Raw genomic sequence first — 26,822 nt, 5'->3', positions numbered from 1 at the left:
AACAGATTAGCTGTGCTGAGATTCCGGCGATGCCGGCATCCAAATGGCGGGGGTTTGTGCGCTTCCGGCACTCGCGCAGCCGCACCGTTCCGGTTCTCGAATCCACCAGAGTGGTCACGCCCATTTTCGATTCCGGCTCAGCCCAACACCTGGAGCAGAAGCCTGGAGATGCGGCCTTAAGCCGGAGGGATACCGAAGCGGCGGCGCGGATCAGCGGCCGTCGGGCGTCCTGAGGCCGAACCACTTGTCCTTGACGGCCTTATAGTGCTCTTCGGGCTTGTATTCGGCGACGTTGAGCCCGAGCCGGCGGACGGAAAGGTCACCGGCGCCCGACAGGATGGCGTAGCTCGCCACCACCAGATCGCGTTCGGAATTGGCGACTGCGATCTGGGCGTCGATGACATCGGCCTGCGAGTCGAGCACGTCGAGCGTAGTGCGCTGGCCGACATTGCGCTCTTCGATGACGCCGCTGAGCGCGAGTTCGGCCGCCGTTACGGCTTCGCGCGTCGCGGCAAGCGTTTCCTGCGCGGCGACGTATTGCGTCCACGCCGACGTCACCGCCGCCCGCACCTGGTCGCGCTGCACATCCACCTCGATGCGCGCCTGGCCGAGCGATTCCTTCGACTGGCGCACCTGCGCCGAGGTCCTGCCGCCCTGGTAGATCGGCACCGTCAGCGTCGCGCCGATGCTGGCGTTGTTTCCCCATTCCTCGGTAACGGAGGGACCGCCGCCAACGCCGGGAAGTATACTCTGCTCCACCGCGTGCCGCTCGGTGTAGGTCCGCGCAAGACCAGCCTGCGCTGAAATCTGGGGCAGCAACTGGCCCTCGGCCGATTTTACGGTAAAGCCCGCCGCATCGACCAGATGCTCTGTCGCCATGATGGCCGGATGCCGGCTTGAAGCGACGCCGACCGCCTGATCGAGACTTGCGGGAAGAAGCTTGGCCAGCGGCGACGCGGCCTGCAACTGGCCCGGTTCCTCGCCGACGATCTGGCGGTAGATAGCGGCGCTCGACTGCGCCTGCGCCCGCGCCGCGGCGACCCGCGCCACGGCGGCCGAACGGCTGGCGTCGGCCTGGGCCACGTCGGTGCGGGTGCCCTCGCCGACCTCGAAACGCGAGCGCGCAGCGCGCGCCTGCTCCGACAGGAACTCCAGATTACGCTCCAGGAGCACCGCCACCTGACGGTCGCGAATCACATCCATATAGGCGCTGGCCGCATTGAACAGGATGTTCTGCTCGGTGTTGCGCAGGCTTTCATTGGAAGCGAAGACGCGCGATTCGGCCGCGGCGACATTGTTCTTGGTCTGGAAACCGTCGAACAGCGTTTGACGTATTTCGACGCCGAAGGAACCCGTGGTGAGCCTTGTGCCCGACTGCGAGGCGTAATTGATGCTCGACACCCCGTTTATCGTCGGCCGATAGCCGGATTTTGCAATCGCCACGCCCTCGTCGGTCACCCGGACGCCGGCGCGTGCCGAATTGAGAGTCGAATTGAGCTGGTAGGCCTTGGTGAGCGCGCCGAAGATGGTTTCGGCGGATGCTGTGAGTGGAGAAAGCGCGGTCGTTGAAAAGAAGATCGCGGCAAGAATACCCTGGCGTACAGACACGAGTAGAACCCCTCATTCATTTCAACAGAAACCGCGCGGTCTCGCCGCTTGTGGCGGCCGTCGGCCGTGACGTTTCATGCTCTCTGTCTTCGCTTCCGTCCCCGGTTGCGAAAATTCGGCAACAATGGTCCAAACCCAAGCCAACATGGCGATGCGACAACCGCAAGACAATAAGTATCGGATCAGAATTCGAAAGTGCGGACGCGTTCGAATCCAGGCAGTGGCTTAATTGCCGCATTGAAGGCGCTGCGTCCACTGACCTCGCCCGCGGTTTTCAAATAGAGACGCGCCACCCCCGCATTGCCCTGGCCGACCACGACCACGAGCCTTCCACCCTCCTTCAATTGATCGAAAAACGTCTGTGGCACCTCCTCTACCGAGCCGCCGACAAAAATCACGTCGTAGGGCGCTTCGGAGGCATAACCTTCCCGCAGCGGGCCCTGCACGACGACGGCGTTGTCGTAGCCGAGTTCGGCGAGCGCGTCGGTGGCGAATTCGGCGAGTGTCGGATCGCTTTCGAGCGCGATGACGGAACTGGCCAGTCTGGACAGCACGGCCGAGCAGTAGCCGGTGCCGCAGCCGACATCGAGAACGAAATCGGAAGGCTTCACGTCCGCAAGTTGCACCAGTTTGGCAAAGGGCGACGGCTCCATGAGATAGCGCGCGCCGCGGTCGCCGTCGGGCGCCGCGATCAGGAGATCTTCGTCGATATAGGCCAGGCTGCGCCGGTTCGCGCTGACGAACGCCTCGCGGGGCACGGTCAGCATTGCGTCGAGCAGCGCCAGTTTGGTCACGTCGGTCGTGCGGATCTGACCGTCGACCATTTTCACGCGCTGTTCGGAGTAGTCAGTATTCATGTCCAAACGACCCGCTGTCAGCGCATTCGAAACGCGTTTTCATTCCGGGTAGAACGGACAGCCTCCCGCGAGGAAAGGCGTGGCAGGATGGAGGCCTCGCCCGGAATCGAACCGGGGTGCAAGGATTTGCAGTCCTCTGCGTAACCACTCCGCCACGAGGCCTCGCCGCTGCCGGCGTTCTACGATTGGCTCTGTTAACAGAGGGTATTCGGGGCGACAAGCGGCTTTGGTGATTAAAAAATATGGGCTGGAACGGCATGATTTGCCGTTGGCGACAGCCGGTGGCTATTTTTTATTGCCAGCCGCAAGCGCCGAGCGCTCCTTGCGCGCCTGCCCAACGTATCTGCCGTCGGGGTGACGGGCAGGAAACAGGAACCCGCATCGAGGGGAGCGACTAGAGCGGGATGCGCGCCCCTTCGGGCGCGCAATGGACACTGCAAGTCTTGAATCTGCGCTTCCCGAAAGCCGGTTCCGGCTCTCGGGAGTCACGCGTTAGTCCGGCGTCCGTTTGCGGCGTTCCCACCAGACGACGCTGCGGCGCCGGAACCGCCGGACTGCGGCGAACTCGTAAGACAGGACGAGGACGCCGAGCGGAACCATCCAGAAGCCGAGCACCGGCAGGAATCCGAGAATGCCGAAGACGACCAGCAGTACGCCGATCGCGATGCGAAGCATGCGCGATTGCGGCATCGCCAGATGGCGTCCGAAGAGCGGTATCCTGTGACGATGGCTGCTTATCTCGGCTCTCCCGGTCGGTGTGTGCTGGCGGTTGTCTCGGCACGGTGTCCTGCGTCCCCGCCGCCATGATATGATGACGCTTGCGCTCCAATGCCACAGGGTTGGGCTAAATTCGCAGGAAAAATAGCGAATGGCGCTTTGCAAAGCCGAAATTGGTTTGCTATAGGCTCCCTCGTTCACGCGAGCCTCTGTTCCCCGGTAGCTCAGTGGTAGAGCAACCGGCTGTTAACCGGTTGGTCGCTGGTTCGAATCCGGCCCGGGGAGCCACCGCCCTTTCTACGCCAGGGCGCGAAATTGCGCGCCGACGGTCAATTTTCCCTACCTTCGATCCGATTCATTCTGCTGGAATGGCTCGCAAACAGCAGAGATGCCGATCGAAGTCAGTTGTAAGCTAGCGTAGCGCCCTCCCCTCGCCTAGGCCTGCAAAGCTCTCATCGTAGAGTCGGTGGCAACATCGTAAAAAGACCTGCACCCGGCGGCCCGGGTGAGACCTCGACCGTGCTCATTTTGATGCAAGTCGCCCGCGATGCGGGTGCGGCCGTGCTGCTGCTGACCGCGCAGGGCGAGAGCAGCGCCGCAAGGCTTGCCGACTTCACCTCCTCTCGCAACTTATTCTGCCGCCGGTCGTTCTCGCCCTGCCCTTCCTCGTTCTCTACAAGCAGCTTGCCCTGATCGACACGCGTATCGGCCTGATCCTTCTCTACACACTGACGGTCTTGCCGATCGTCATCTGGATCATGCGGGACCAGTTCGAATCGATCCCGACGGAGCTTGAGGAGGCGGCGCTGGTCGACGGCCTTTCGATCTGGGGGGCGTTCTTCAGCGTCATCCTGCCGATCGCGCTCCCCGGCATGATCGCAGCCTTCATCCTCAGCCTCGTGCTGACCTGGAACGAATATTTCTTCGCCGCCCTGCTGACCTCGACGCACGCCAACACGTTGCCTGTCATGGTTGCTTCCCAGACCGGCAGCCAGGGCATCAACTGGTGGTCGATGGCCGCGCTGTCCTTCGCCGCGATCCTGCCTCTCATCATCATCGGCGTGGTGCTCGAGCCGCTATCTGATCAAGGGCATGACGGCAGGGGCAGTGAAGTAGTAGCCGGGGCCGTGAAGTCGCCGCGGGGCGCCCAGCTATTCCATATTCGTGTGCCGGGCGCGCATGGCGTCTGGCGATACGCCGAGCATCTCCTTGAGGTTCAGCACCATTACCTCGAAGAGTAGGAACAGCGCGCCTTCGAAGATCGATCCCATCGGCAGAAGCGAGCGCTTTTGCGACGCCTGATCGTCGGCCATGGTCTGCGCCGGAATGAGCAGGGTGAAGTCAGCAAGCGCCGCCGCGCTCCCGCCGGCTTGCGCAGTCAATAAGAGATTGGTCGCCCCTGCTTCGCGGGCGACCCGCATCAGGGTCAGCACGGTCGCTGTTTCACCCGGCCCCGAACTCGCCAGACACACGTCCCCCGGTCCGAGTGCCGGCGTAGTCATGTCGCCAACCACCGAAACCGGCAGGCCGAGATGGAAAAAGCCGCATGGCAAATCCCTTGACCTGCAAGGCTTCCCGACCGCAGCCGTAAACGACGATTTGCGGTGCGTCCGCGAGCATATAACAGGCCCGGTCGATGGCGGCCGCGTCCACCCGGCCAAGGACCGCGCTGAGTTCGTCAAGAGCGATCTCGAACGGATTATTTTGCGCCTCTGTCATGGCAGCTCCGCCATCAGATCCCGGGTTCGCTCGTAGAGCTGCCGGAAGACTTTGTAGCGCCGCTCATAGACCGGACGGTTCTTCCGGTCGGGCTTGATCCGGCGCTCCTCGGGATTCCAGGTGAGAATATCCCGTTTACTGACATCGCCGACGCCGAGGGCGGCGAGGAACGCATCACCATAGCTCGCGCCGACCGAATTTTGGCAAACTGTCTGGGCCATGCCCGAAATGTCGGACACCGCCTGCGACCAGACACGGTTCCTGGTGCCGCCGCCGACGGCAATCAGCGAACCCGGCATGTGGCCGATGTCGCGATACGTCTCGATGATGTGATTGGTGCCGCAGGCGATGCCTTCAAGCAAGGCCCGATAGAGGTCGCCGCGCCGGTGCGTAAGATTGAGGCCGAAGATCATCCCCTTGGCGTCGGGGTCGTGGATTGGCGTCCGCTCTCCCGAAAAATAAGGCAGCATGACAAGGCCGTTCGCGCCGGGCGGCGAGGCTTCCGCCTCCCGGGAGAGGTTTGCGAAGGCCTCGTCGGGATCGAGGTCACGTGCGGCCTGGTCGCGAAACCAGTGCGTTAGCGTACCGCTGGTCGCCAGTCCCGCCATCGACGCATGCCCGCCGGGAAAGAGCCATGGCGCGTACCACAGCCGTGGATCCTCGATACGGTTCTTCGACAGCATGATCGTAAAGACGGTCGACCCGTACATCACCATCGTGTCGCCCTGCCGGACGACCCCGACACTCAGCGCCTCGGCAGCCGCGTCGATGGTGCCTGCGATCACCGGCGTGCCTTGCGCCAGCCCGGTGGCGCGCGCCGCCCTCGTGGTCACATGGCCGGCGACCGCGGTCGTCCACATGATGTTCGGCAGCCGCTCGATATCGATAATGTCCGGCGCGAGTTCGGTGCTCCATCCCTGCTTTTCGACGACGTAGATCGGCGAGAAATTGGCGGCCGAATAGTGGTCGATCACGCATTCGCCAGTCAACTTCTGAACCAGATAGGTAGTGGAGGTGACGATCTTCGCTGCCTTGCGGAAGACCTCCGGCCGGTTCTTCTTCAGCCACAGGATCTTCGGCCCGACCGATTGCGAGGTCAGCGCGTTGCCGCAGCGTTCGAGAATGCGGTCCGGCCCGATGGCGGCGTTGAGTTCGTCGATCTCCTTTGACGCGCGCGTATCGACACCATAGAGCACCGCATTCGAGAGCGCCTCGCCATCGTCGTCCACCGGCAGCATACATGGCCCGATGGCGCTCGCACCAACGGCGCGAATGGAATTTGGAGCGATCCCGCTGTCGGCGAGCATTTTCTTGCAGATGGTTGTGAAGTCGCCCCACCAATCCTGCTTCGGCCGGTGCTCGGCCCACCCGGACTGCGGCACCAGCATCCGGTGCGGCTTCGACGCGCTGGCGACGACGTGGCCCGACGTGTCGACGATGACGCCTTTCGATCTGAACGTCCCGATGTCGATGCCGAGATAATAATTCATTCGTAGTCGTCGCGATCGAGGCTGAAGCGCTTGTCGATCGACGCGATGCCTTCGACCAGCAGCGTCGTCAGGCCTTCTAGGTCGCCAAGGTCGCAGACCTCGAGCGAGGAATGCGAGTAGCGCATGGGAAAGCCGAGATCGATGGAGGCGACGCCTTGGCCGACAAGCTGCACATAGGATGAGTCCGTCAGCGCCCCGGTGTGTGCACTTCTCTGCAGCGGAATGTCGATATGCCGGCTGGCGCCGTCGAACAGCGACACCAGCGCCGGATGCGGGATCGTGCCGTTCAGCGTGCCGCGGCCGTGGAAGGAATAAAGGCTCATCACCGGCCCGCCGCCCAGTTTGACGTCGCCGCGATAAGCCATGTCCGGCGTGTCGGTGGCTAGCAGCAGGTCGATCTGGATGGCGATGTCCGGCTGCAGCGCCTGCGCCGCCGTCAGCGCGCCGCGCAGGTTGAATTCCTCTTGCACCGAGAAGACGAAATGCACCGTGGGCCGTTTGGGTCGCGCCATAAGCTGTCTCGCGGCTTCGACGATGACCGCGCAGCCGGCTCGGTCGTCGACCGAGGTGCCGGCGATGCGATCCTGCGAGAGTTCGACCCAATGCGGCCGATAGACAACCGGGGAACCTATGTCGATGCCGGCGGCGAGCACCTCGTCCCTACCGGCAAAGCCGGCGTCTATGTAGAGGTCCTGGTACGGGACGACCTTGTATTTCTCCTCGGGCGTGGTCGCATGGTGGCTCTTGTTGGCGATGACGCCTGGTCTGTCGCGCCCCTCACCGACGCAGATCAACACTTCCTGCGAGGGCAGCGCGCGCTCAGGAACCCCGCCAAGCCGCTCGACCCGGATGAAGCCATCGGCTTCGATCTTGCGCACGACAAGGCCGAGTTGATCCATGTGCGTAAACAGCATCACCGACGGCGCGCCGTGGTCACCCTCTGACGTCGCTATCAAATTTCCCAGCCGGTCGGTTCGCGTCGACAGGCCGAGGGCTTTCAGCAGGCCTGCGATGTGGCGGCGAATCCTTCCTTCATGGCCGGACAGGCCGGGGATGAGCATGAGGTCGCAAAGAAGCGCCTTCAGACGCGCCTTAGCCTCTTCGGGACGTTGGTCTGCCATCATGCGCCGCGCGCCGCGCGCGCCAGGCGCATGAATTCGGTCGCACGGTCCGGATCAATCGGGTTCCAGGTGTTGCCGTCAAATTTGAGCGATGAGCCGACGATGCAGCCGTCGGCGATCTTCAGCACATCCGCAACAGTTGCGTGCTTGACACCGGTGTTGGCGAGAACCGGCGTTTGCGGCAGCACCTTCTTCACCGCCTCGAGGTCGTTCAATGCCGCCGCCTCGCCCGTGATTTGGCCCGAGACAAGGATGGCGTCCGGAATGCTCGAAAACACCGCGCTGCGCGCCCGGTCGGGCAGGCTGCGCTGGTCGAGCGAATGGGCGAATTCGGCTGACACATTGTAGAGCAATGCAAGATCCTGCCTGTGCAGCCTGTCGCGATACCGCATCGCCTTCCCGGCGTCCGGGGTCCACAACCCCATGTCGGAGGCATAAGTGCCGGTGAATATCTCGCGCACGAAGGCGGCTCCGGTCGCTGTCGCAAGCGCGATGGAAGACATGGGGTCCCACAGTACATTCACGCCGAACGGAACGCTTATCCTGTCGCGCACCCGGCCGATGGCATAGGCCATTGTCGCTGTTGAAGCGGCATCGACGTCGAATTCGTACGGCCGGTCGTTCTCGTTGCCGAACATGATTGCATCGAAGCCGGCTTTTTGAAGAGCTTCGATATCCTTGCCGGTGCCTTCGACAAGACCGTCGACCCCGCGCTCGACGTCGTACAGCGGTGAGCCAGGCAGTGCGCCGAAATGCACCATGCCAATCACCGGCTTGCCCGCGCCGAAAACCCGCCTGAACTTTTGCGTCACTGGCCCTCCCCACATGCTTTCTTTGATGCTAGCAACCGCTGGAATCCATGTCCAATGGTTCGCAACTTCCGCCAACCCAGATAGGGAAATGCAATGAGCGCTTCCGGCATCTTCGCTCGAATAGTCGCGCTGATCGGCGCGGTAGCGATCCTTTTGCGGCACCGGGGCGAAGGTTCGCAGGAACAGGCTTTTGGCAGCGCGCCGAAAATACCGGCAGCAAAGCCGCAGGGCATTCCAACTCTCAAGATGCCGACCGCAAGAGGATGGACGCGGGGGCAAACGCCGGTTGCTGCGGAGGGACTTCACGTGAACGCCTTTTCAACCGGCATGAAACATCCGCGCTGGATCCATGTGTTGCCGAACGGCGACGTGCTCACGGCCGAGGCTCTGAGCGTGCCGGGAGGCATCAGATCCGCTTTCGACTACGCCATGTTCAGCACGATGAAGCGCGCCGCCGCGGTCGGATACAGCCCGAACCGGATTACGCTGTTGCGTGATGCCGATGACGACGGAGTGGCCGAAATCCGCGAAGTATTCCTCGATGGGCTGAACCAGCCGTTTGGCATGACGCTGCTGGGCGATACCTTTTATGTCGGCAACACCGACGGCGTGACGGCATTCCCTTACGCGGTCGGAGACACTCGCATAAGCGCAACCGGGCGAAAACTGATTGGCCTGAAGCCTGGCGGGCATTGGACGCGAAGCCTGCTTGCAAGCCCCGACGGACGGAAGCTTTATATCGGCGTCGGCTCGCTCAGCAATATCGGCGACAGCGGGATGGCGGCGGAGGAAGGCCGCGCCGCCATACACGAACTCGATATCGAGAGCGGCAGGAGCCGCATCTTCGCGTCCGGGCTGCGCAACCCTGTCGGCATGGCATGGGAGCCGACGACGGGGGCTCTCTGGACGGTGGTCAACGAGCGCGACGGGTTGGGCGACGAAACGCCTCCCGACTACCTGACTTCAGTGCGCGACGGCGGCTTCTACGGTTGGCCCTACTGCTATTGGGACAGGATCGTCGACGACCGGGTGCCGCAGGACCCGGCCATGGTCGCAAAGGCGATAACGCCTGATTTCGCTCTGGGAGGCCACACCGCCTCACTCGGCCTCTGCTGGCTTCCAGCCGGCAAGCTGCCCGGCTTTCCAGACGGCATGGTCATCGGACAACACGGTTCCTGGAATCGCAGCAAGCTGAGCGGCTACAAGGTCGTCTTCGTGCCTTTCACGAATGGACGCCCATCCGGGCCGGCTCGCGACATTCTGACTGGCTTTCTTTCTCCGGATGAGCGGGCCTCCTACGGACGACCCGTGGGCGTTGCCATTGGCCCGGACGGCTCGCTGTTGGTGGCGGACGATGTGGGTGACGTGATCTGGCGCGTGACTGGTGAGCCGGGAATCGCTAAACGCGCAAACGCAGCCGTTCTAAATCCTGGCTGACAATTTCGCCCGTAGCCGCGCATCCAAGACCGAGATCCCGCGCAAACGTGAGGTTCGCTTCGATGAAGCCGCCACAAAATAGCTGGAAATGGCGCAACCTCGACCAACAACTACGCTATCGGCGATGTCTGCATTGGGCAGTGGCAAAGGCGCCCTCAACGGCCGACTTGAGGCGGATTGTGTTGAAAAACTCAGTCTTGAAGTAGCGTCGATCAACTGATTCACTCATTGCCAGCATCCGGAGAGTCGGCCGATGATGGGTGAGCGAACGGTGGCGCAGGAGACGCTGTTTTACAGCTTCAACCTGGATCGACACGTGCCGGCGGACCATCTGCTACGCTCGATCGACCGGTTCTTGGACCTGTCGGACATCCGCGAGCACTTGCGCCCCTTCTATAGCGAGACAGGTCGGCCTTCGATTGATCCCGAGCTGATGATCCGGATGCTGATCATCGGCTATTGCATGGGCATCCGCTCCGAACGGCGTCTGTGCGAGGAAGTTCATCTGAACCTGGCGTATCGCTGGTTCTGCCGTCTTGGCCTCGAGGGCGACGTGCCCGACCACTCGACCTTCTCCAAGAACCGACACGGGCGCTTCCGCGACAGCAATCTGCTGCGCGAGCTGTTCGAGATGACGGTGGCGCGTTGCATTGCCGAGGGGCTGGTCGGCGGCGAAGGCTTCGCGGTCGACGCCAGCCTGGTCCGGGCCGATGTGAGCCGGCAGCACGCCGTCGATCGTCACGAGCAGCTGCCGCAAGAACGTGTCAGCCACGCCGTGCGAGAGTATCTGGCGGTGCTCGACGATGCCGCGTTCGGTGGCGCGACGCCGGTCACACCCAAGCAACTGGCGGTGGCCGACCCTGCCTCGCGATGGACCGCCGCGACGCGCGAGCGCGCCTTCTTCGCTTACAGCACCAACTATCTGATCGACCTCGAACATGCCGTGATCGTTGACGTCGAGGCGACCACCTCGGTACGCCAGGCCGAGGTGACTGCCCAGCGCAGGATGATCGACCGCGCGCAGGCACGGTTCGGCCTGCGGCCCGACCGGCTGGCTGCCGATGCCAGCTATGGCGATGCCGCCAACCTAGCCTGGCTGGTCGAGGACAAGGGCATTGCGCCGCACATCCCGGTGTTCGACAAATCCGCCCGCACCGACGGAACATTCGAGCGATCGGCCTTCACCTTCGACCAGAAGGATGACAGCTATATCTGTCCCGGCGGCAAGCGCCTGCGACCTCGAAACCGGAACTTTACCGTCCCCCGGTCCAATGTCGATCAGGATGGCTTCATTCGGTATCGTGCGCGCCAGCAGGACTGCAGCGACTGCGCTCTACGCCAGCGCTGCACGCCCAACATGCCGGCTCGCAAGATCATGCGATCAATCCATGAAGGCGCCCGCGACAGGGCGCGCGATATCGCCACGACCGACGCCTACCTCACTTCACGAAGGCAACGAAAGAAGGCCGAAATGTTGTTCGCGCACCTCAAACGCATCCTGAAGCTCGATCGCCTGCGCCTGCGAGGTCCAAACGGTGCCAAAGACGAGTTCCTCCTCGCTGCCACCGCCCAGAACCTCCGCAAGATCGCCAAGCTGATCCCGATGTCACCTCTGCCGGCCCCGCCTGAGGGGGCAAGGCATCCATCGGTCACGTCGAGCGGGCCAACAACTCGCTCCGATCAGCGACTTCTTCAACACAATCGGGCGCAAAGCGGCCGTCAACGTCTCGGCAGACGTAAGTCGTCTTTGGGTCATCGACGTGAGTTGGGGTCCAGCCTGCCGTCTAATCGGTTAATCAAACACTCCGTTACCCTTGCCAAACCCCTCGCGCCGCAGATTCGTCCGCGAGATCCCCTCGCGTCGCGCAGGATCGCCACCATGTCGTCGATCTGCACTTTCGTGATGATCATCGGCAGCGCCATCACGCCCACGTTGATATGCTGGCTCGCGGCAGTGCCCAACGTCTTGATTTGAGAGCAAGCCGGCAAAGCCCGCATCGAGCGGCTAGTCTCCCACCCGCCGCAGCGTGCCGAGATTATTTCCGTCGAGAAACTCTATGGTCATGGCCGCTCCCTTTCCGTCGGGACCGATGACGAAGCTTACGGCCGAGGGCCTGTCCGGCGTCTCGGCATCGGGGAAGGCAAGGAAAAGGTCACGGTCGAAATGCTGCAATGGATACGACCGCGCACCATCGGGACCGACTTTGAGCACAAGAGCCTCTCCTTCATTCGACACGATTGCTTCGCCGATGAAGTCGTTTATGTAACGCCCCGCATAGGCGCTGCCAGGTCCGGCCGGCGTCGACGGCGAAGGCGGTGCAGCATAGGTGGCCTTGGCCGCCTCGACTGCTTGGCCGAGCAGGCCGGCAAAAACCGCGTCCCATGGTTTGAACCAATCCTTCTCGACCGTTCCGTCGAAGACGAAGTCGGCAAAGCTGTCGGACAGTCCCTCCGGCACTCCAGTCGGAAAGGCGTTGGTGAGTATGACGATGCCAAGTTCTTCCTTCGGGAAAAGCGTCACGACGGTGCGCGCGCCGACGCTGAAGGCGCCCGCATGGCCCCAGGCCAAACCGTGGCGGCCGAACTCGACATTCCAGGCGAGACCGTAGAAAGATTCGCTGCCTGTGACGGGGTTGCGGCCGCGAGCCATCAACGGAACATGCGTTTGGTCCAGCGCATCGGCTGCAATGAGTGTTTCGCCGCCAAAGACGCCATTGCCGAGTTCAAGGCGGATCCACTGCGCGAGATCGCGCGCTGTGGAGCTGATGCCGCCGGCGGGCGCCTGCGCGTCCGGGTCGCGCTCGATCTTCGCGGCCCAGGCTTCATCGATCTTGACATGGAGGGCGGCGCGGTTGGCGTGCTTGACGAAATCTGCGTGACGGGAACTGGTCGAGGCCATCCCAAGCGGGCGGTAGAGCTTCTCCTCGGCGACCTCCTCCCACGGCTTGCCTGTCGGCTTCGCGGCGGCGACAGCGCCCTCGGTCAGCCCGAAATTGCTGTAGGAGTAGCCGGCGCGAAAGCTCGACGACGGCGAGACGAACCTCAGTCGACGCAGTATCTCTGCGCGGTCGTAGCCTATGTCCTCGAGATCGTCCCCGGCCGTTCCGGGAAGTCCGCTGCGATGCGCGAAGAGGTCGCGAACCGTGACTTCGCCCGTCGGATAAGGATTGGCGAGCCGGAAGGCCGGATCGAGGTCGGCAATCTTCAGAATCCCAAGAGACGATCCCGTCGCTTACCAACGCCGCCACAACGGTGGCGGAGACCGGCTTGGATAGCGAGGCGATCTGAAACACCGTGTCTGCGTCGACGGCTTCCGGCTTTCCGGCCTCGCGATGCCCAAAACCCTTCAGATAAACCACCTCGTCCCCGTGCACGACGCCGATGGCGAGACCCGGTACGGCACCGTCCGCGACGGCGCCTTCGGCGAGCAATTCGAGCTTCGACAGGGCCGCTGCAATTCGTTCGGCTGTGATGATGTCGGCCGAAGCCGCCGCATTCGGCGCCAGCGCCAAGACGGCGGCGAAGGTCCACCTCCGCCAGCCGCGAACAATTCGATTCGCGAGCAAACGCATGCTACCAGCCTCCTCCGTGTCGCTCGCATGCAACGGGCTTGCATACACCTGGTTAGAGTACAGGCTAAGGCAAGGGAAACAAGCTCACGCTCGGTCTGCCATCGACCAATGGTTGCGATCGCGCGGTAAAATGCACGTCCTTTTGAATGTGGGGGCTGTCGTTTTCCGGGAGCAGTGGAGTTGGCGCGCGAAAGCCGTCGTCGGAGGTGATCGACCGTCCGGCCGACAGGTCCGGCAAAGTTGATACCGGTGACGCCCCAGAGCGGGAACGCAGCACGTTGCGCTAACGCGATGCCGCCAACGACCCATGTGATATCGACATTGAGCGCAACCAGCGCATGACCCACTCCTGGCGTCCAGAGTACCGATATCAAAAAGCCGGCCCCTCCTCTTCCCTTCAGGGATGCAACACGATGGTTCGTGCGCCGGATTCGGTGACACTGCTGCAGGATTAATGCAGAATGGACCTGTCGCGACTGGCATCGTGGATCGTATAATGCAGGCAGAAAGCAAAGGACTTTGGGGCGCAAGCGATGCCTACGAACGTTATATGGGTCGATGGAGTCGTAAGGTCGCGGCGCAATTCCTGGATTGGGTCGACGTCCCGCCAGGTGCCCGGTGGGTCGACATAGGCTGTGGCACCGCGGTCCTGACAGCTGCGATTGTTGAAAGCCGCCAACCATCATCCGTGGTTGGAATCGATACTTCCGCGACGTTCCTGGAAACAGCGCGGCATGAATTGACTGACCCCCGCGTCTCTTTCAAGCAGGGAGATGCGCAATCTCTCCCGTTACAAGACACCTGTGCCGACGCTGTGGTTTCGGGGCTCGTTCTCAACTTCGTTCCCGACAAGGATGCGGCGATTGCTGAAATGGTGCGCGTCTCCAGCCCAGGAGGTATCATCGCCCTCTACGTTTGGGACTACGCCGGTCACATGCAGATCATGCGCAGGTTCTTTGACGCAGCGGCGGCGTTGGACCAGTCTGCTCGCGAATTTGACGACGGCGTGAAGGCACCGATCTGCCGACCGACGCCGCTACGGAGCCTGTTCGAGCAAGCTGGTCTCGCCGACATAGTGGTTAAAGCCATCGACATTCCGGCCGCCTTTGACAGCTTCGATGACTACTGGACACCGATTCTCGGCGGAACCGGTTCAGCACCGAAATACTGCGCTTCCCTCTCCGAGAGTGCGCGTGAGCGTCTGCGGATCGAGGTTCAGAGCCGCCTTCCCATCGGGCCTGATGGAGAGATCTTGCTGGCAGCAAGGGCTTGGGGGATCAAGGGGAGATTACCTCTCCCGACCACCTAGCAGGCCGTCTGCCGCTGCACGAATGTCGCCTTTGGAGACGTGGCTGGAATGTCGCGAAATGGCGCAACCTTCACCTTGGCGGAGGCGAAGGTTTGACCCGTAACCGCCTTTTGCGGCACGCGTGGACCAAGGGCCTTTGCAGCCTTGAAACAGCTGCGCTATGTGTGGCTGCACGCTACCCGACAGGAGCAAGATTAGAAGATAGACAACACGCACAAGATCGCCCTCCCCTGCACTTGGATCGTGTTCATGCGAGAACACTCAAACTGAGTGCTGCGGGTATAGCGAAGCTCGATTGGCCACTTCAGAGCGAAGTTCGCCATAAGTTGTTGATATTGAAAGATTTTGGTGGGCCCGGAGGATGTCTGGAAAGCAAGCAAGATCAATTGGTTAGGGAACGGTGGGACCGCGCAGCTTTCAAACCTGTTCCAATGCCTTTCAATGTTTTTGTCCCATTTGCAGCGCTTTAATTTCACCCAGCCGACCCAATGAACGCCAACCGCGACTTCCAGAGTGGTCGCCGGCTATGTCCGGTTGCCCGCGACAGATTTCATTCATCACTAGCGTGCACTTGATCTCTAAACGACCACATCTTTCTCTGGTCTAAATAAGGATGGAGCACCGGTCAGGCGGTCATCGATCCCAGCGCAGCCGCTTTTGCCTTGACGCTGCCCTTTGCTCGGATTTCTCTGCATCTTGCCAGCAGGGAGGCTATTTCCTTTGACGACAGGCCGGTCGGTGGGGCGGATTTCACCTGATCGTCCTGGCCAAGCAGGCCATACACGATGACGATGTTGTTCTTGTGCCTCAGTTGCGCCTTGCCAGATGCAGCCACGCGCTGCGCCATCGGCAAGGCGACAGAAGCATTGCCCTCGAGCGCTGCCGCAAGCGCCAGGTTGGTCTGAAGGTCGAGATCGTCGGGCTCCAGCTTGAGCGCCGTGGTGAAGGTGCTCTGCGCTTCCTGCGTCAGACCGGCCATGGTCTGCGCCACGCCGAGCCGGTTATAGGCGCGGCTGGTATTGACGATGGGGGCCGCTTCGCTGAGCGCGCGCATACCGGCAGTCAGATCCCCCGATTCGATCAGCGCCGAGCCGAGGCCAAGCATCGCCTGACCGTTGTTGGGCGACTTGACGAGCGCCGCTTTATACTGGGACATCGCCTCTTCCACATAGCCGGAACGAAGATAGGCATCGCCAGCTTTGACGTTGGCTGCAGCGCTCGCTTCTGGCATTGCCGCGGCGCGTGCGTAAAGCGCCATGGCAGTGTCGTGCTCGCCTCGCGACTCGATATCGCCGGCGAGCTTCACCAGCCGGTCGGCATGCGAAATTTCAGTGTCCGCGGCAGCATCCTTGGTGGTCGAGCCTGTGGTCTGACAGCCGGCGAGCGCAAAGGCGCATACGATCGTAAAAAGGGCTAGCCGCACTGGTCGCTCCATCTGATCGCTGGCCGGATGTGACATTCACAATAGCGGGCTGGTGTGAAACTCGACAAGCTGCAGCTCAACGCTGCACGACGACTTGAGCCCCGATTGGAACCCGTTGATAAAGATCGATAACATCCTCATTGGTAAGCCTGATGCAGCCTGACGAATTCGCCTCGCCGATCGTCCAAGGCTGGTTGGTGCCGTGAATGCGGTAGAGCGTGGACCCGATATAGAGTGCGCGAGCGCCGAGCGGATTGTCCGGCCCACCCTCGACCTTCGCGGGAAGGATCCTGCCCTTGCTTGCCTCGCGCTTTATCATCTCGGCAGGCGGACGCCAGTCGGGCCATTCTCTCTTCTCAGAGATGCGGTCGCGGCCGCTCCAGCTGAATCCCTCACGCCCGACCCCGACCGCATATTGAAGAGCCCTGCCCCCGTCGAGGACCAGACGCAGGCGCCGTTCCGACGTGCTGATGAGGATTGTTCCCGCTGCTTCCGGACCATCATAGGACACGATCGTGCGCGGAATGGGATTCCAGTCCACCCGCTCCTCAGGACCCGCATCGTCCTCCAGGTCCGAGGGCGCCAACACTATGTTGCGCGCGTCGTCATAGGACCAGGTCCGTGGGTCGTAGCCGCTGTTCTCGGCGGCGGCATTCGCCTGGGCGAGAAACATAGTCGCACAAAACAGAGCCACGCCGGCCAGCCAGCCGCACACCCGGCCTGAAGCATTGAACGAAGCCCGATCCGCCATCTTTTCGAATTTCCGTACTGGCAGCCCCCGGCGCGGACGATAGTCGACCGCTCTGCCTGAAACGAGTCCCCGGCGCGTTCCAATTGGATTTTCCGATCTCGCAAGAGAGGACTAGCTTTGTCTGAGCTATGTCTTCGGCGCGCCAGCGTCGGCGATGCCTTCAATGTGACTGAATGGGCCCGTTACCGAGGTGGTAGTCAGAAAGGCTATTTCTGTGCGCATTCGGATCGCCGCCGGGGCGATGGCGTTTATCTGTGCCGCCATCGCGCCAGCGAGTGCGATCGAACCCGATTGGCCGGATAGTCCGTATAAATATATCGCCGTCGATCAGCCCGTGGAGGCTGCCTTGGTGGAGTTCGGCCGAAACCTTGGCATTTCGATCAAGCTCGGCAATGGCATCAAGGGGCGGCTAAACTCGGGCGAGCCGCACGAATCAGCGCGAGCGTTTTTGGATTGGGTATGCGATCGCTACGGGCTGGTATGGCACTATGACGGCTCCACGCTCAACATCGTGACAGAGGCGGATTTGCGCACCGAAATAGTTCAGGTTGGCCGGGAAACGATGCCCGATCTTGCAGAGCGGCTCGATAGGCTGGGTGTATCCGACAGCCGCTTTCCACTGAGGATCTCCGAAAAAGACAGAGCCGTCACGATTTCCGGACCACCGTCCTACATTGCGCTTGTCAAGCAGAGCGTCGGGCTGGGCGATTCCGGGACTGTCAGCAAGGAAGTCAATGTGCGGGTTTTCCGCGGCCGCACCGTGGACGTTCAGCCCGTGACATCGGCAAAGCCATCCGTCGCAACGCAGTAGGGAGCAGTAGAAATGGAAATCGCCTCGACGATGCCTTTGGCCGTAGCGGAATTGCTTCCCGACGCGACTGCCGCAGGGCTCGACATCAACGTCGCCGCGGCAGCTGGTACCGGATATCTCAAGCCGGCGGTCAAGGAGTCGCCGGCGGGCACGACGAACAAGATAGCCGGACAGAAGACGACACCGACAACAGCCGGATCGGAACCTGCCCAACTCGCTCAGAACGTTCAGAACATGCGCACCGGCAATAATGGCGATGCCGGCAACCCGCCGGCTCCCGCGGAAGCCGTGAAGGAATTTCACCTCTACGAATATATGGACGAGTCAGGCAAGCGCGGCACCGGCGGCTCCGATCCTTCCACCCTGTTCGATTCGACGATGAGGTCACTCGGCAGCATGGTGGAATCTGCGCAGGGCGCCATGGGATCGCCGCAGCCCGCGCCGGCCGGGAATGGCGCGGACGGCTCCGGCCAGCCGTCGGGCAAGATGGCCGAGGCGGACATGCAGCGCCTGCTCGACCAGTATGTTTCGGCCTCGTGGGCCCTTTTCGGCGCCTCGCTCGCAACGAACAGCGTCTCGGCGGCGTCATCATCTGTCAACACACTGATCAAGCAGCAGTAAGCGGGCAGCGGGGGGAGCACTTGTCGGACCGTCCAAGTCGCCTTGCGATCACTGTTGCTGTGCTGAGCATCCTGCTGTTTTTGCAGGCGTGTTCGGTCGAACTCTACACCGGGCTTGGTCAGCAGCAGGCGAACGAGATGGTCGCCACTCTGGTGCGCAATGGCATTTCCGCCGAGCGCAAACCAGAGAAGGACGGCAAGATGACCGTGACAGTGAGCGAGAATAACTTTGCCGAGGCTATGGCGATCCTCAATGACCACGGCCTGCCCAAACAGGAATACGCCACACTCGGCGACGTATTCAAGCGTGACGGTCTGGTGTCTTCGCCTGTCGAGGAACGGGCGGCGATGATCTTCGGCCTGAGCCAGGAACTGTCGCGCACGATTTCCGATATTGACGGTGTTCTGACGGCAAGGGTCCATCTGGTCCTGCCGGAAAACGATCCACTGCGCCAGAAGCTCGTGCCTTCCTCCGCTTCAGTTTTCATCCGTCATCAGGCGACGACGCGGATGGAGAACCTCATCCCGCAAGTGAAAATGCTGGTGGCCAATGGTGTCGCCGGCCTCGCTTATGACAATGTCTCGGTGGTCCTGATTCCCGTCGCCGCCCCTCCGGAACGGCCGTCGAGCACACCATCCTTCGCGTCCTTCTTCGGATTGCAATTGCATCCCGATAGCCTGACGGCGGCGATGTGGATCGTTTACGGTCTCGGCGCTGGTGTTCTCGTTTTTGGTGTCCTGCTCGTCCACACGTTGCTGAATCGGAGCAGGCGCAGGACCTACGCGCTGAACCAGACGACGCTTCCGGCCAAACATTCGGCGGTGTGAAGGCGATGGCGCCGACGGCCTTTGATCCTGACTGGAATGCTTTCGTCGAGAATCCCGCGGTCTATACCGATGCCAGCCAGCTTGCCGCATGCTTCGGCGGCGCGATCGCGGTGCACGGTTGCCAGTTCATGCTGGAGACGCCCCGGCTGGCCCGGCGCCTTTCGGCGCTGCTTTCTTCGCATTTCGGGCTTGCGCCGCTCGGCGACGATGTGGCGGACGAAGACCACCGGATCACTCTGACACCCAAGCGGGAGATCGAGACCCTGGCGATGCGTGCGGGCGCGATCTGCTGGTCCGGCTCTCTGGCTGGCGCGATCGGCAGGGAAAAGGTGAGCGCCATCCACTATCAGATCGGCGAGGAACTGTTCGCCTTTGCTTTGGCGAACAGGGATCTTACGGCGCCGCCCCGCCCTCTGGAGCCGCTGGAGACGATCGCGGCGCGTATGCACGATGACGGCTGGCGCTGCATAGCCGCCTGGTGCAATGCCGTGTCGGAGCCCGCATCCGCATGGATGAAGCTCAAGTTTCCGGGCGGCATCGATCTCGACGCCGAGCCGATGACAGGCGGCGCCGGGATTGTCCGCCGTGCCAGCGAGGCCGCACGATGAACCCCGGCATCGGACTGCCGACGCGGCCCGGCAGGCGAATTCTGAAAGCGGCCGAAGCACAGGCCTGGCAAGACGGGTTTGCCTTCCTCGACGCCGCGAAACGCAGAGCTGCCGAGCTGCACGATACGGCCCGCGGCGCCTATGGCGACAGCTTTGCCGAAGGCTATAAGGACGGCAAGGCCGAGGGCGCCGCGGAAGCCACTCGCCTCCTGGCGGAGGTCGCAGCCAAGGTGGACCGCTATTTCGGTTCGATCGAGAAGGACGTCATCGGCCTGGCGACCGATGTCATCGCTCGCGTGCTTGGCGAGTTCGATGCCAGCGAATTGGTGGCGAAGGCGGCGAAGCAGACGATTTCCGAGATGCGGCGCAGCCGTTTCATCAAGGTGACGGTGCATCCGCAAGCCGTCGACGCCGTGCGAGATGAACTTGCGGCTCTCCGCGCAGAATCAAGCTTCCAGGGAACTATCGAGGTCATCCCCGATGCCGATCTGCGGCGCGACGGCTGCGTCGTGGCAACCGATGTCGCAGTGGTCGATGCGACCATCGGGGCGCAGATCGCGGCAATCGCCGAGGCTGTCCGCGACCGTGGGGAGACGCCGACATGAGCGGAATTGACAGCCGTCTCGCCGACATCGTTCCCAACCTTCGCAACGGCCTGCGTCACGACGCGGCGCGGCGGCGCACCGGCAGAGTGCGCCAGGTCACCGGGGCCATCATCCATGCCGCCCTTGAAGAGGCCCGGATTGGCGAGATCTGCGACCTGGTCGATCCGAAAACCAAGAGGCGGCTCAAAGCCGAAGTGATCGGACTGCTCGACGAGATGGCGATCTTGCTGCCGCTCGGCGACATTGCAGGCCTGTCGAGCCTCACCGAGGTTATTCCGACGTTCAAGAGCCAGCAAATCCGTATAGGCCCGGCGCTGCTCGGTCGCGTCATCAGCGCGCTCGGCGACCCTCTTGACGGCGCACCGCTCGACGAGGCGGATATCGCCGGCAGCTATCCTGTCATTGCCGATCCCCCGCCCTCGATGCAACGCGGCCTGATCTCGGAGCCGATGACGCTCGGCATTCGTGCGCTCGACGGGCTCCTGACTTGCGCGCGCGGCCAGCGCGTTGGCCTGTTTGGAGCGCCGGGCGTCGGCAAGTCGATGTTGCTTGCCGACATTGTCCGCGGCACTGATGCCGACGTTGCCGTGATCGCGCTGGTCGGCGAACGCGGACGGGAAGTGCGCGAATTCGTCGAACGCCAGGCGGGCACGGAAGGGCTTGCGCGGTCGGTGATCGTCGCCGCAACATCGGACCGGCCGGCCATCGAGCGCGTCAAGGCGGCCCACGCGGCGACCGCGATCGCGGAATATTTCCGCGACCAGGGCAAGCACGTGCTGCTCGCCATGGACAACATCACCCGTTTTGCCCGCGCCCAGCGCGAGATTGGCCTTGCTTCCGGCGAGCCGCCGACGCGGCGCGGCTATCCATCGTCGCTCTTCGCCGCGCTGCCACGCCTGCTGGAGCGGGCCGGGCCAGGACGCATCGGCTCGATCACAGGCCTCTACAGCGTCCTGATGGAAGGCGACGGGACGATGGACCCGGTAGCGGAGGAAATTCAGGCGCTGCTGGACGGCCACGTCTTTCTGTCCACCGAACTGGCGCAGCGTAACCACTTTCCGGCGATAGACGTCCTGCGCAGCAGAAGCCGCCTGATGGACACGGTGGTATCGCAGGAGCACCGGGAACACGCGGGACGGATCCGGGAAATGATGTCGCGCTATGCCGAGGTCGAACTGCTGCTGCGCGTAGGGGAATACGAACGTGGCAGCGACACCACGACGGACGAGGCAATAGCCAAGGCAGACCGGATCAACGCGTTCCTGCGGCAGGATTCTAAATCGAGCGAGGCGCTTGCCGAGACGCTGCGGCTCATGAGCGAGATTGCCCTTTCATGAAAGACGCCAGGTTCATCGCAGGCACCCGCTCGATACGGGAAGCACGGTTACGGCGCGCCGAAGAGGTAGCCAGCCGCAGCCACGCGGCGCACAAAGAGGCCGAGCGCCTCGTCGCGGATGCCGCAAGGGCGATCGAGAGCCACTTGGAGCGCGCAGCCGCCGCCGAGCGAATAGCGATGGACGCGATGATCGGGCAGAAGCTGAGCGTCGCCAGCATGCAGGATCTCGAGAACAGATACCTTGCCGCGCAATTCGAGGCAGCCAGGCTGGCCGAAGCCAAGGATGCCGCGGAGCAGCGTGTTCATGCCCGTTGGCTTGAGCTCGCGGAAGCGAAAGACAAGCTGCGCCGTGCCCGGTTGGTCCTTGAAAAGATCGACGCTCTCGCCACCAAGGTGGCGGAGCGCGGCGCGATACGTGAAGCCGCGCTGGTCGAACTGATGGCGGAAGAGGACTACAAGCCCGCGGAACGCCTAGCAGACTCATGCTGAAATCCACGTCCCCTCCCCCAGCCGACACGCAGCCAGGCGGCCGGAAGTCGGCGCATCGCCAGCGGGCAAGGTCTTCGCGGACCGCATCCGGATGGGAGCGGCTGGAACTCGAAAAGGTTTCGCCGGACGATCTGGAGGCTCTGAACGCATTCTACCGGGGCCGGCCAGCGATCCGGTTTGAACTTGGCGGAATGGCGGCAACGGCCACCGCCAAATGGTGCCTGGACGAAGCGCGGGCTTGGGATACGGCGATCACGGTCGCAGTTGGCGACGCCGAAGCCTCGCTGCATGTGGATCGGAGTCTCCTGATGGGCATGCTTGCCCGCCAGAACTTGGTGGCCGATCTTGAACAGCTCAATTCCGCGCATGCCGCGCTACTCGTCGAAGCACTGGTCGCGCAGGAACTGACTGATTTCGAGCAGCATCTCGGCCGTGCCGTTGAGCTGAAAACTGTCGCTTTCGCGCAGAGCTCGGCGGCAGACGCAGCGCGTTTTCGGCTGGCGCTACATCATGGTGATGGTGCCCCGATGGGCCTCCTGCTTTTCGACGATAAGGATTTAGCGCTCAGTCTGGCTCGCCTTCTGGATGTCGCCGCGCCGGCGCCGGCAGCGGAAGCTGTCGATCCGCTCTTGTCTCTCAGTATTTGCCGCGGCGCGGTTCGGATCACGCTGGCAGAACTCGAAGACCTCGCCGCCGGCGATGTCGTGGTGATCGACGATACCTCCGGCGAGTCGGTGTCGGCAATGGTCGAGTTGGGCGGCGTGTTCGCAGCGCCGGTCGAATTTGCAGGGTCCGGCGTGCGGTTACTCGACCGCCTGCGGAGGGTCACGGGTTCAAGATGGGAGTGGATGATGAGTTCAGGCCGGATGCGATCTATCGGCGAGCAACCTGAAGACCTTGACGTGAGCGACCTGTCGGTAACGCTGGTCTTCGAAGCAGGCCGCGCGACCCTGTCCGTCGAACAGGTCAGGAAACTCGCCCCCGGCGCTGTTCTTCCGCTCCCCGACGCTGCGGCGGACAGCATCAACATCATTTCCGGCGGCAAGCGCATCGGACAAGGTGAAATCGTCAGGATCGGCGAAGGCCTCGGCATTCGCGTCAGGCGCATTTTCGCAAAATGATTGAAGGGGCGCCCAGCCTTCTGGTCCTGTTGATCGCCATCGGCACCGTTGGGTTGGTGCCGCTCGCCGTGGTGACGATGACGGGATTCCTCAAAATCTCGATCGTGCTCTTCCTGATAAGGAACGCGCTGGGCGTCCAGCAGATGCCGCCGAATTTGGTGCTCTATGGCATCGCGCTGGTGCTGACGAGCTACATCACCACGCCGCTTCTGAGCGAAATGTCGAATCGGCTGCAGGGCCAGACGAAATTCGAGACTGTCGATGACGTCAGAGCTGCCGCCGAGTTGATCAAGGAACCGCTGAAGGTGCACCTCATACGCTTCACCGAGCCGAATGAGCGTAAATTCTTTCTTGAAGGCACAGGCAGGCTTTGGCCGGAGGAAGCGCGCAAAAATGTGCGCGACGACGATCTTTCCATCCTTATCCCGGCCTTCGTTGCATCGGAACTGACCCGCGCCTTCGAGATCGGCTTCCTGCTGTACCTGCCCTTCCTGATCATCGACATCGTCGTTGCCAATGTGCTGATGACGCTTGGCATGATCATGGTGTCGCCGGTGCTGATCTCCATTCCGCTAAAGCTGCTTCTGTTCGTCGCCATCGACGGATGGTCGCGTCTGATGCACGGGCTGATCCTCAGCTATGCCTGACCCCTCGGCGCCAAGGAACATCAAGAAAATGAACAGCGACATCATACTCGCGAAGGTCCAAGAGGCGTTTATGATCATGCTGCTCATGTCGGCGCCGGCGATTGTCGTTTCGTTGGTCACGGGCCTGTTGATCGGCCTGATCCAGGCCCTGACCCAGATCCAGGATCAATCGCTGCCGCAGACGATCAAGCTCGTCGTCGTGCTGGTAGTCATCCTGATCACCGGGCCCTTTATGGCCCATCAGATCGCGGAACAGGCGACCGCGATTTTCGACGAATTTCCAACTGCGACGCGCTAGGGAATGGAATCGTTTCTGGGCTGGCTCCAAGAGGCCGAGTTCTACATTCTGGCGGCGGGTTTCGTCGTCGCGCGCATGCTGGGCTTCATCGTCGTCCTGCCGCTGTTTTCCCGCCTGCGGCTGACTGGCCTGTTGCGGAACGGCGTCGCCATCGCTTTCGCGATCCCACTCTATCCGGCGTTGACAGAGGCGCTGCGCGGCGTCGATTTCACAGTGGCCACCTTCGTCATCCTCGGCATGAAGGAAATGCTTGTCGGCGCGACACTGGGCCTCGTGCTCGGCGTGCCATTCTGGGCGGCCGAGGCGGCCGGCGACATTGTCGACCTCCAGCGTGGCTCGACCATGGGATCGCTGATCGACCCGATGATGACGCATGAGACAAGCCCCACCGGCACTCTCTTTGCAATCACCCTGATCGCGCTGTTCCTCGCTGCAGGCGGCCTCGAATTTATGCTGACGACGGTGTTCGACAGCTACAGGCTGTGGCCCATCGAAAGCCTAATGCCGGTCTTCAGCGCCGAATCGGCGGATGTCTTTCTCGATTTGCTGACACGCGTTCTCACCATGGCGCTCGTCCTGAGTTTCCCGATCGTCGTCGGTCTTTTGCTGTCGGACGTGCTGCTAGGCTTCGTGGCGAAGGCCGCCCCCCACATGAATGTCTTCGCCATGTCGTTGGTGGTCAAGACATTGGTCTTCAGCCTGCTGCTCGTCGTCTATGCGGCTTTCCTCATCAGCTACATGGGCCAGGAAATGTCGTTCCTGCGCGACGCGAGCGAGCTGCTTGAGAGCCTTTCCTGCCCGAACTGCCGACCCGGCGAGATCCGCTGACGAACCGTCTGCCGTCTCGGCGTGACGCCACAAACCAAATGGATTTCGTCCCGCCGTAACTCTTCCGTAAGGTTTGCGCGTAGGCGTCGAACGGAGCGTCGGCGATCTGCATTGATACGACTTAATCCCAGCGAGGAGTCCAATCATGACGACGGTCCCTTCCATAGGCGGCACCAACCCCGAAGCGATGCTCGACAAAATGATTGCGCAGCAGGAACGTATGTTCGCGCTCGAGGTGAAGAAGGACACCCACAAGATGGAGCACGACTTCCAGATGGGCACGTCCAAGGACATGGGCAGCGCCGCCCAGAAGTCCTAACGGTCATCGTGACAGGTCGCGTCGCGGAAACTTCGAGCGGCGCAGACGATCCGGGTGCGCGATAGCTGTCGCGCATCCTCTCAAAGCGGCTTGTGCATCTGCTTAGGAGGCGAAGATGGGCGGCGAACCGGGGCTCGGAACGCGCAATTCTGCTAGCACGGCGCTAGCAGCATTTGCGCCTGTCGCAACCCCCATTATCCTGCTCGAGGTCACCGACGGACTTCACGCCGGCGCGCAGCTTGCACTTGACGGCGAGTTCCATTCGATCGGATCGAATGTTGAATCCGATATCGTGCTGAGGGACGAAGGCGTGGCGCCAAGTCATGCGCGGCTGCGCCTCAGTGGCTCCTCAGTCGAGATTGAAGCCTTCGGCGGCGATGTGCTGCTTGACAAGGGCGTGGTGCCGCAGGGACACGGCCAAAAATGCCGGCTGCCGCTCAATGCGCGCATCGGCGGCGCTATGGTGCGGATACGACATCAGCAGCACGACGCGGAGCGTTCATTTCTTTCGCGCACCTTGGCACTGACTCTCATTGGCCTCGTCGGCGTCTTCGTCCTTTCCGTGGTGGCCAACCAGCTATCCATGGCTGATACCAAACATGTTTCGAAAGCCTTGGCAGCGGCCCTTCCGGCAGCCGGCACTGAAGCATCGGCTACCGCTGCGGGCGATAGGTCGGTCACTGCAGCGACGCGAGATCTGACGCAGAAGATCGAGGAGGCCGGCATTGGGCCGCTGGATATACACGTCGATGACGGCCGTATCAGTGTGGCCGGAACGGTGCCGAGAGATCGGAGCCAGGCATGGGCGAACGTGCAGGCCTGGTTCGATCAAACCCATGGTGCGAAGTTCATGCTGGCGTCGACCGTGGCTGTCGCCAGCGCCGAAGCTGCGCCGCAGCTGGCGCTTCAGGCAATCTGGTATGGCAACCGGCCCTATATCATCACGGCCGACGGTGCTCGCTATCATGAAGGCGCGTTCGTCGAAAACGGCTGGTCGATCAAGCGGATCGGCGAGGACGCGCTGATACTTGGCAAGGACGGAGCGACCATTGCCTTGAGGTATCCATGAGCCGCCGCATCGAAGGTTCACGACTCGACGTCTCCAACTTGGATGCGGTTTCACCGCATGCGCGAGCGGGAGCTACTCGTGGCCAACAGGTCGAGCGCCGACGGCCCGACGCAGTCGAGCAAAAGACGAACAATGCCGGCGGATCGAGGGAAGCCCTAGGCATCGAGAACGGCGCCATCTTGTTCGAAGCCGGTCCATCCGGCACCCCGATCAATGATATGTTGGTGCAGTATGTGCGTCCACGTATCCCCGATCCGGCCATCTTGCGGCGCGCCGCCTCCATTCTGGAGGATTGCATCAGCGAGTTGCTTCCGCGCCTCGGAGGCGGCGAACAACTGCGTTCGATGGCGGATGCGCTCATGCGCGACGAGATCAACCGGCATCTCGAAATACTTAAGAAGTTGCATGGAGGGACCGACATCTGAAC

At 62.2% G+C, this 26,822-nt stretch carries 24 protein-coding genes, 2 tRNA genes and 5 pseudogenes; 20 read left to right on the top strand and 11 right to left on the bottom strand.

The features are described from left to right. Positions 1 to 210: 210 nt before the first annotated feature. The 4 genes from ACG873_RS10610 to ACG873_RS10595 all read right to left on the bottom strand — a co-directional run bounded on the left by ACG873_RS10610 (position 211) and on the right by ACG873_RS10595 (position 3,203). A complete protein-coding gene (locus ACG873_RS10610) occupies positions 211 to 1,608 on the bottom strand; it encodes a TolC family outer membrane protein (RefSeq protein ID WP_394891674.1) in 1,398 nt (465 codons plus the stop codon). A gap of 182 nt (positions 1,609 to 1,790) precedes the next feature. Then, positions 1,791 to 2,465: a protein-L-isoaspartate O-methyltransferase family protein gene (locus ACG873_RS10605; protein WP_394891673.1), complete on the bottom strand. Its 675-nt coding sequence runs from the start codon at positions 2,463 to 2,465 to the stop codon at positions 1,791 to 1,793. Between the two features lie 88 nt (positions 2,466 to 2,553). Then, a tRNA-Cys gene (locus ACG873_RS10600) sits at positions 2,554 to 2,627 on the bottom strand. A 330-nt stretch (positions 2,628 to 2,957) separates the two neighbouring features. After that, a complete protein-coding gene (locus ACG873_RS10595) occupies positions 2,958 to 3,203 on the bottom strand; it encodes a PGPGW domain-containing protein (RefSeq protein ID WP_394893442.1) in 246 nt (81 codons plus the stop codon). Positions 3,204 to 3,395: 192 nt separating this feature from the next. On the opposite strand from ACG873_RS10595, the gene ACG873_RS10590 reads away from it, so the two are divergent. The 3 genes and pseudogenes from ACG873_RS10590 to ACG873_RS10580 form a co-directional block, all read left to right on the top strand. Beyond that, positions 3,396 to 3,470 (top strand) — tRNA-Asn (locus ACG873_RS10590). A gap of 201 nt (positions 3,471 to 3,671) precedes the next feature. Then, positions 3,672 to 3,800, top strand: a pseudogene (locus tag ACG873_RS10585) (6-phospho-3-hexuloisomerase); the annotation flags it as partial. 2 nt (positions 3,801 to 3,802) lie between these two features. Continuing rightward, positions 3,803 to 4,298, top strand: a pseudogene (locus ACG873_RS10580) (carbohydrate ABC transporter permease); the annotation flags it as partial. A 35-nt stretch (positions 4,299 to 4,333) separates the two neighbouring features. Here the strand turns inward: ACG873_RS10580 and ACG873_RS10575 are convergent. The 4 genes and pseudogenes from ACG873_RS10575 to ACG873_RS10560 all read right to left on the bottom strand — a co-directional run bounded on the left by ACG873_RS10575 (position 4,334) and on the right by ACG873_RS10560 (position 8,339). Continuing rightward, a pseudogene (locus ACG873_RS10575) lies at positions 4,334 to 4,901 on the bottom strand (SIS domain-containing protein). Continuing rightward, complete coding sequence (locus ACG873_RS10570; RefSeq protein ID WP_394891672.1) at positions 4,898 to 6,391, bottom strand: FGGY-family carbohydrate kinase; 1,494 nt, start codon at positions 6,389 to 6,391, stop codon at positions 4,898 to 4,900. The pseudogene ACG873_RS10575 and the gene ACG873_RS10570 overlap by 4 nt, the downstream one beginning before the upstream one ends. Continuing rightward, on the bottom strand, positions 6,388 to 7,515 hold the full coding sequence (locus ACG873_RS10565) for a M42 family metallopeptidase (RefSeq protein ID WP_394891671.1): 1,128 nt from the start codon (positions 7,513 to 7,515) through the stop codon (positions 6,388 to 6,390). Before ACG873_RS10565 ends, ACG873_RS10570 begins: the two co-directional genes overlap by 4 nt. Beyond that, entirely contained in the window at positions 7,512 to 8,339 is an 828-nt protein-coding gene (locus ACG873_RS10560) for a BtpA/SgcQ family protein (protein ID WP_394891670.1), read from the bottom strand. Before ACG873_RS10560 ends, ACG873_RS10565 begins: the two co-directional genes overlap by 4 nt. A gap of 78 nt (positions 8,340 to 8,417) precedes the next feature. Here ACG873_RS10560 and ACG873_RS10555 point away from each other — a divergent pair, with 78 nt between their 5' ends. Beyond that, entirely contained in the window at positions 8,418 to 9,761 is a 1,344-nt protein-coding gene (locus ACG873_RS10555; RefSeq protein WP_394891669.1) for a PQQ-dependent sugar dehydrogenase, read from the top strand. A gap of 253 nt (positions 9,762 to 10,014) precedes the next feature. Beyond that, positions 10,015 to 11,364: pseudogene (locus tag ACG873_RS10550) on the top strand (transposase); the annotation flags it as partial. A gap of 402 nt (positions 11,365 to 11,766) precedes the next feature. On the opposite strand, the pseudogene ACG873_RS10545 reads toward ACG873_RS10550, so the two are convergent. After that, positions 11,767 to 13,333, bottom strand: a pseudogene (locus ACG873_RS10545) (serine hydrolase). A 496-nt stretch (positions 13,334 to 13,829) separates the two neighbouring features. On the opposite strand from ACG873_RS10545, the gene ACG873_RS10540 reads away from it, so the two are divergent. Then, complete coding sequence (locus ACG873_RS10540; protein ID WP_394891668.1) at positions 13,830 to 14,642, top strand: class I SAM-dependent methyltransferase; 813 nt, start codon at positions 13,830 to 13,832, stop codon at positions 14,640 to 14,642. 625 nt (positions 14,643 to 15,267) lie between these two features. Here ACG873_RS10540 and ACG873_RS10535 read toward each other — a convergent pair. Continuing rightward, the gene (locus ACG873_RS10535) at positions 15,268 to 16,065 is read right to left on the bottom strand and encodes a tetratricopeptide repeat protein (protein ID WP_394891667.1); all 798 of its coding nucleotides are present in this window, start codon (positions 16,063 to 16,065) and stop codon (positions 15,268 to 15,270) included. 76 nt (positions 16,066 to 16,141) lie between these two features. Next, entirely contained in the window at positions 16,142 to 16,816 is a 675-nt protein-coding gene (locus ACG873_RS10530; RefSeq protein ID WP_394891666.1) for a L,D-transpeptidase, read from the bottom strand. A 214-nt stretch (positions 16,817 to 17,030) separates the two neighbouring features. Between ACG873_RS10530 and ACG873_RS10525 the strand changes: the two genes are divergently transcribed. The 14 genes from ACG873_RS10525 (at position 17,031) to ACG873_RS10460 (ending at position 26,820) form a co-directional block, all read left to right on the top strand. After that, the gene (locus ACG873_RS10525) at positions 17,031 to 17,627 is read left to right on the top strand and encodes a type III secretion protein (protein WP_394891665.1); all 597 of its coding nucleotides are present in this window, start codon (positions 17,031 to 17,033) and stop codon (positions 17,625 to 17,627) included. Positions 17,628 to 17,639: 12 nt separating this feature from the next. Beyond that, a complete protein-coding gene (locus ACG873_RS10520) occupies positions 17,640 to 18,248 on the top strand; it encodes a hypothetical protein (protein WP_394891664.1) in 609 nt (202 codons plus the stop codon). Further along, positions 18,164 to 19,075, top strand: coding sequence for a type III secretion system inner membrane ring lipoprotein SctJ (gene sctJ, locus ACG873_RS10515; protein WP_394891663.1), 912 nt, complete (start codon positions 18,164 to 18,166; stop codon positions 19,073 to 19,075). Before ACG873_RS10520 ends, sctJ begins: the two co-directional genes overlap by 85 nt. Before the next feature lie 5 nt (positions 19,076 to 19,080). Beyond that, positions 19,081 to 19,683 (top strand): SctK family type III secretion system sorting platform protein, encoded by a 603-nt coding sequence (locus ACG873_RS10510; protein WP_394891662.1) that lies wholly within the window; start codon positions 19,081 to 19,083, stop codon positions 19,681 to 19,683. Further along, positions 19,680 to 20,288, top strand: a complete 609-nt coding sequence (sctL, locus tag ACG873_RS10505) for a type III secretion system stator protein SctL (RefSeq protein WP_394891661.1) — start codon at positions 19,680 to 19,682, stop codon at positions 20,286 to 20,288. The genes ACG873_RS10510 and sctL overlap by 4 nt, the downstream gene beginning before the upstream one ends. Beyond that, the gene (locus tag ACG873_RS10500) at positions 20,285 to 21,625 is read left to right on the top strand and encodes a FliI/YscN family ATPase (protein WP_394891660.1); all 1,341 of its coding nucleotides are present in this window, start codon (positions 20,285 to 20,287) and stop codon (positions 21,623 to 21,625) included. The genes sctL and ACG873_RS10500 overlap by 4 nt, the downstream gene beginning before the upstream one ends. Further along, complete coding sequence (locus ACG873_RS10495) at positions 21,622 to 22,113, top strand: hypothetical protein (protein ID WP_394891659.1); 492 nt, start codon at positions 21,622 to 21,624, stop codon at positions 22,111 to 22,113. The genes ACG873_RS10500 and ACG873_RS10495 overlap by 4 nt, the downstream gene beginning before the upstream one ends. Further along, on the top strand, positions 22,107 to 23,234 hold the full coding sequence (gene sctQ, locus ACG873_RS10490) for a type III secretion system cytoplasmic ring protein SctQ (RefSeq protein ID WP_394891658.1): 1,128 nt from the start codon (positions 22,107 to 22,109) through the stop codon (positions 23,232 to 23,234). Before ACG873_RS10495 ends, sctQ begins: the two co-directional genes overlap by 7 nt. Further along, a complete protein-coding gene (gene sctR / locus ACG873_RS10485; protein WP_394891657.1) occupies positions 23,231 to 23,881 on the top strand; it encodes a type III secretion system export apparatus subunit SctR in 651 nt (216 codons plus the stop codon). The genes sctQ and sctR overlap by 4 nt, the downstream gene beginning before the upstream one ends. Positions 23,882 to 23,909: 28 nt before the next feature. After that, entirely contained in the window at positions 23,910 to 24,179 is a 270-nt protein-coding gene (locus tag ACG873_RS10480) for an EscS/YscS/HrcS family type III secretion system export apparatus protein (RefSeq protein ID WP_394891656.1), read from the top strand. A 3-nt stretch (positions 24,180 to 24,182) separates the two neighbouring features. After that, positions 24,183 to 25,007: a type III secretion system export apparatus subunit SctT gene (sctT, locus tag ACG873_RS10475; protein WP_394891655.1), complete on the top strand. Its 825-nt coding sequence runs from the start codon at positions 24,183 to 24,185 to the stop codon at positions 25,005 to 25,007. Positions 25,008 to 25,152: 145 nt separating this feature from the next. Further along, a complete protein-coding gene (locus tag ACG873_RS10470) occupies positions 25,153 to 25,326 on the top strand; it encodes a hypothetical protein (RefSeq protein WP_394891654.1) in 174 nt (57 codons plus the stop codon). A gap of 115 nt (positions 25,327 to 25,441) precedes the next feature. Next, entirely contained in the window at positions 25,442 to 26,395 is a 954-nt protein-coding gene (locus tag ACG873_RS10465) for an FHA domain-containing protein (protein WP_394891653.1), read from the top strand. Beyond that, positions 26,392 to 26,820 carry a hypothetical protein gene (locus tag ACG873_RS10460; protein WP_394891652.1) on the top strand — a complete coding sequence of 143 codons (429 nt, stop codon included), beginning with the start codon at positions 26,392 to 26,394 and terminating at the stop codon, positions 26,818 to 26,820. Before ACG873_RS10465 ends, ACG873_RS10460 begins: the two co-directional genes overlap by 4 nt. Positions 26,821 to 26,822: the final 2 nt, after the last annotated feature.

This window comes from Allomesorhizobium aridi (assembly GCF_043769475.1).
Lineage (GTDB): Bacteria > Pseudomonadota > Alphaproteobacteria > Rhizobiales > Rhizobiaceae > Allomesorhizobium.
The sequence above is the reverse complement of the archived record's forward strand: the minus strand, read 5'-3'. Positions and strand labels throughout refer to the sequence as shown.